The organism is Candidatus Andeanibacterium sp. (genome assembly GCF_057143545.1).
Window position 1 is genome coordinate 1 of record NZ_DBNHSF010000131.1, and the last position, 3,506, is coordinate 3,506.

The 3,506-nt window shown below is 63.9% G+C and carries 6 protein-coding genes; 2 read left to right on the forward strand and 4 right to left on the reverse strand.

Annotated elements, in window-relative coordinates; translation table 11 throughout:
* The 3 genes from AC16XC_RS07880 to AC16XC_RS07890 form a co-directional block, all read right to left on the reverse strand.
* On the reverse strand, positions 1-414 hold a 414-nt coding region (locus AC16XC_RS07880), incomplete at its 3' end, for a hypothetical protein (protein WP_484034100.1).
* Positions 415-732: 318 nt separating this feature from the next.
* Positions 733-882: a hypothetical protein gene (locus AC16XC_RS07885; RefSeq protein WP_484034101.1), complete on the reverse strand. Its 150-nt coding sequence runs from the start codon at positions 880-882 to the stop codon at positions 733-735.
* Positions 882-1,109, reverse strand: coding sequence for a tautomerase family protein (locus AC16XC_RS07890; RefSeq protein ID WP_484034102.1), 228 nt, complete (start codon positions 1,107-1,109; stop codon positions 882-884). The genes AC16XC_RS07885 and AC16XC_RS07890 overlap by 1 nt, the downstream gene beginning before the upstream one ends.
* Positions 1,110-1,248: 139 nt before the next feature.
* Between AC16XC_RS07890 and AC16XC_RS07895 the strand changes: the two genes are divergently transcribed.
* Positions 1,249-2,805, forward strand: a complete 1,557-nt coding sequence (locus tag AC16XC_RS07895; RefSeq protein WP_484034103.1) for a winged helix-turn-helix domain-containing tetratricopeptide repeat protein — start codon at positions 1,249-1,251, stop codon at positions 2,803-2,805.
* Positions 2,806-2,929: 124 nt separating this feature from the next.
* On the forward strand, positions 2,930-3,106 hold the full coding sequence (locus AC16XC_RS07900; RefSeq protein ID WP_484034104.1) for a Flp family type IVb pilin: 177 nt from the start codon (positions 2,930-2,932) through the stop codon (positions 3,104-3,106).
* 198 nt (positions 3,107-3,304) lie between these two features.
* On the opposite strand, the gene AC16XC_RS07905 is transcribed toward AC16XC_RS07900, so the two are convergent.
* Positions 3,305-3,506, reverse strand: a 202-nt coding sequence (locus AC16XC_RS07905; protein ID WP_484034105.1) for a hypothetical protein, incomplete at its 5' end; no start/stop codon positions are given.

Here is a 3,506-nt window from a genome sequence, read left to right on the forward strand (position 1 = left end):
ACTCGTGATCGCGGCGGTATCGATGTTCGCATCCGAGATCGAAGCACTAGTGATCGTTGCAACATCGATGTTCGCATCGGAGATCGAGGCGCTGGTGATCGCGGCAGTGTCGATATTGGCGTCGCTAATCGAGGCGCTGGTAATTGAGGCAGTAGAGATTGTTGCATCTGAGATCGAAGCGTTGGCGATATCCGCATCGCTGATCGATGCGCTGTCCACACCAAGAAGATCGTTGTTGCCAAGATCTAGGTCGCCGCCACTATTGATTACGAATCCGCCAAGGCCGTCATCCACCAGGATCTCGTCACCGCCTATGGTGGCTTGGGCCAGGGCCGATCCCGGGAACTGGATTGCCACGGCAATCGCAGTCGAACCCAGAAGAATCTTGCGCTTGTTAGTCATGTCCTTCTCCATTTGATGTCACAGGGCAATCGACAACGCACAAGGAAAGACAGTGCCGACACGGCAAGCAGCGAACGCTCACGCCAGGAATGACGAACGCGCCAAATGCCACTATTTTCGGATATCTTTGTGCGACCCCAAGCCCCTCACTCACGAACTACCAATCCATTTCGCGACAGACGCCTCTTTGAAGAACGTCCCGCAAAATTGACTAAACTGAATTGGTTAATTCTTTAGTAGTGCGGCATGGCTGGGACTACGCAAGTAGCGGCACAACACCAAATATCCGCCGCCATTCATGGCCATCTCGCCAATGTCTGCTATGGGTCGTTAGCGGACATTCACCAGCCTCGCCCGGGCGCGCTGCCCGGCGGCGATCAGGGAGATCTCCCGGTAGTCGAGCGAAGCAGGTCCCTGCCTGACGACAGGGACCTCCCCCGGGATCAAGGCCCTGAATGCCAGGCCCCGTAAAGCACGCATCAGGCGGCTTCCTTGTGCCCGGCCATGGCGTGAACGTCGGCCGCGGTCAGCAGCTTGCCGCCGATCCCCCAGTCGCCTTGCGCGATTTCGTTGATCTTGACCCAGGTGACGCCGCGCATCGCTTCGCCTTCGACGGCGATCATCGCGTTGGTCACGTTCTCGATGATTTCGCCCTTCTGTTGGTCGGTGAAGACATCCTTGATGACATCGATGGTTACGAGAGGCATTTCGATTTCCTTTCCGGTTGCGGCCGCGGGACCACCCCGCTGCCGATGGCTGGGCTGTAGGGGCCTTGGCCCGGGCAAGCTTGGAGCCGGGCTGGAGATTTCTTGGAGATTTGCCGGAATCGCCTAAGAATGACCGGCGATGCTGTACCGGTTCGACGATTTCGTCCTCGACGCCGCGAGATTCGAGCTGCGCCGCGGCGCGCAGGTGCTCGCGGCCGAACCGCAAGTGCTTTCGCTGCTGTTCCTGCTGGCCGAGAACCGCGACCGGATGCTGAGCAAGGACGAGATCGTCGAAAAGGTCTGGAGCGGGCGGTTCATCTCGGATTCGGCGATTTCGAGCCGGATCAAGAGCGCGCGGCAATTGCTGGGCGATGACGGCAAGCAGCAGCGTTACATCAGGACCGTCCACGGCAAGGGCTTCCGCTTCGTCGGCCAGGTCGAGATCGCGCTGCCGGGAGCAGCGGCGGCGCCGGCGCAGGGGGATGGAGCGGGTTCGCTCGTTGCTCCCCCCGGCCGGCCTTCGATCGCGGTGCTGCCGTTCGGACTGTTGGGCGATCCCGGCGCCTATGGCTCGATCGCCGATGCCCTGCCGCACGAGCTGATCGCCGAACTGTCGCGGCTGCGCTGGCTGTTCGTGATCGCGCGCGGTTCGTCGTTCCGCTTTCGCGGGCAGCACGCCGATGCGGCGCAGGTCGGACGGGCATTGGGAGTGCGCTATTGCCTCTCGGGCGAAGTCGAATTCGCGGCGGGTCGGCTGGCGGTGACGGTCGAGCTGGCCGACACGCGCGACGGGGCGGCGATCTGGGGCGAGCGCTATGCCGGATCGCTCGACCAGGTGCACGAGATCCGCGGGCGGATCGTCGCCAGCATCGTCTCCGCGCTCGAAGTCCAGATCCCGGCGCACGAGGCGCAACGCTCGCGGCTGATGGCGAGCGACAATCTCGATGCCTGGTCGGCCTATCATTTGGGGCTCGAGCAGATGTATCACTACAACCGGGCCGACAATCTGCGCGCGCTGGAACTGTTCGAGCGGGCGGTGAGGCTCGATCCGGGGTTTGCCCGGGCGCATGCCGGGCTCGCCTTCTCGCGCTTCCAGGAAGGCTTCATGCGTTACGGCGCCGATCTCGACGCGTCGCGGATGGCGGCACGGGCGGCGGCGGAAACGGCGGTCGGGCTCGACCCGCTCGATCCCTTCGTCAATCTCGTGATGGGGCGGGTCAAGTGGATCGAGGGCGATCTCGGCGGCAGCCATGCCTGGCTCGAGCGCGCGACCGGGCTCAGCCCGAACTACGCCCAGGGCGTCTATCTCAGCGGGCTGACCGAGACGCTCAGCGGCGATCCCGCGAGCGCGCTCGGCAAGCTCGACCTGGCGCTCACGCTCAGCCCGCTCGACCCGCTGCGCTACGGCATGCTTTCGACCAAGGGCATCGCCCATACCCTGCTCGAACACCATGACGAGGCGCTCCGCTGGGCCGAACAGGCGGTCCATGCGCCCGGCGCGCACAAGCATATCGCGCTGGTCGCCGCGGTCGCGCGCGAGCAGGCCGGCGACCCCGAAAAGGCCGCGCACTGGGTCGCGCGGGCGCGCGCGATGGACCCCCTGATCACCGCCGCCGATTTCCTCCGTAGTTTCCCGTTCGCCGACCCCGGCGGCCGCGAAATCTTCGCCGCCGCGCTCGCCCGCCACGGCCTCTAGGCGGGCCGCACCATGGTTAACGCGGATTAACCAGACCCGGGAAGGTCTGCTTAATCCTCCGGCGCTAATCCTGCGCTCTCCTTACGGGGATAGGTGGCAATTGCCGCCGGAAAGGACCAGGACAATGAAGCTGATCAAGAACCTTCTTCAGGACGAAGCCGGCGCGACCGCCATCGAATATGGCCTTATCGCCGCGCTCATCGCGGTCGCCGCGATCACTGCCATGCAGTCGCTCGGCAACGAACTGAACACGACTTTCTCGACCGTTTCCGACGAGCTGGCCGACGCCAACACCGTCTGATAACGAAGCGGGGGCAACCTCGCACAGCGAGATCGCTGTCTTCCAGCGATAGTCTTTGAACAGGCCTCGGCACCGCAAGGTTCCGGGGCCTGTCTTATTTCCCCCGCGCTCAAGTAGCGAAGCGGTAGCGCAGACAAGGACTCGCTCAAGTAGCGGAAGCGCAGCTGGCCAAAGGCCAACCGGTAGCGCAGACAAGGACTAACTGGTCGCAACTTCCTCCTCGCCGTCCGGCCGCACCAGCCAGGCCTTCGCGCCAAGCACCACCACGATCCTGAAATCGCGCCCGGCGACGGCCCGCGCCCAGCCCCTGATCTCCGAATAAAAGGGCTCTGCCCGCCAGGCATCGGGCCGCCCGGGATCGACATGGATTTCGAGCTGCTTGCCGTCGGGCGCGGCATAG

Excerpts from the sequence above, each read along its gene's own strand:
- AC16XC_RS07885 (WP_484034101.1), bottom strand. The coding sequence starts at position 882 with ATGCGTGCTTTACGGGGCCTGGCATTCAGGGCCTTGATCCCGGGGGAG.
- AC16XC_RS07890 (WP_484034102.1), bottom strand. The coding sequence starts at position 1,109 with ATGCCTCTCGTAACCATCGATGTCATCAAGGATGTCTTCACCGACCAA.
- AC16XC_RS07895 (WP_484034103.1), top strand. The coding sequence starts at position 1,249 with ATGCTGTACCGGTTCGACGATTTCGTCCTCGACGCCGCGAGATTCGAG.
- AC16XC_RS07900 (WP_484034104.1), top strand. The coding sequence starts at position 2,930 with ATGAAGCTGATCAAGAACCTTCTTCAGGACGAAGCCGGCGCGACCGCC.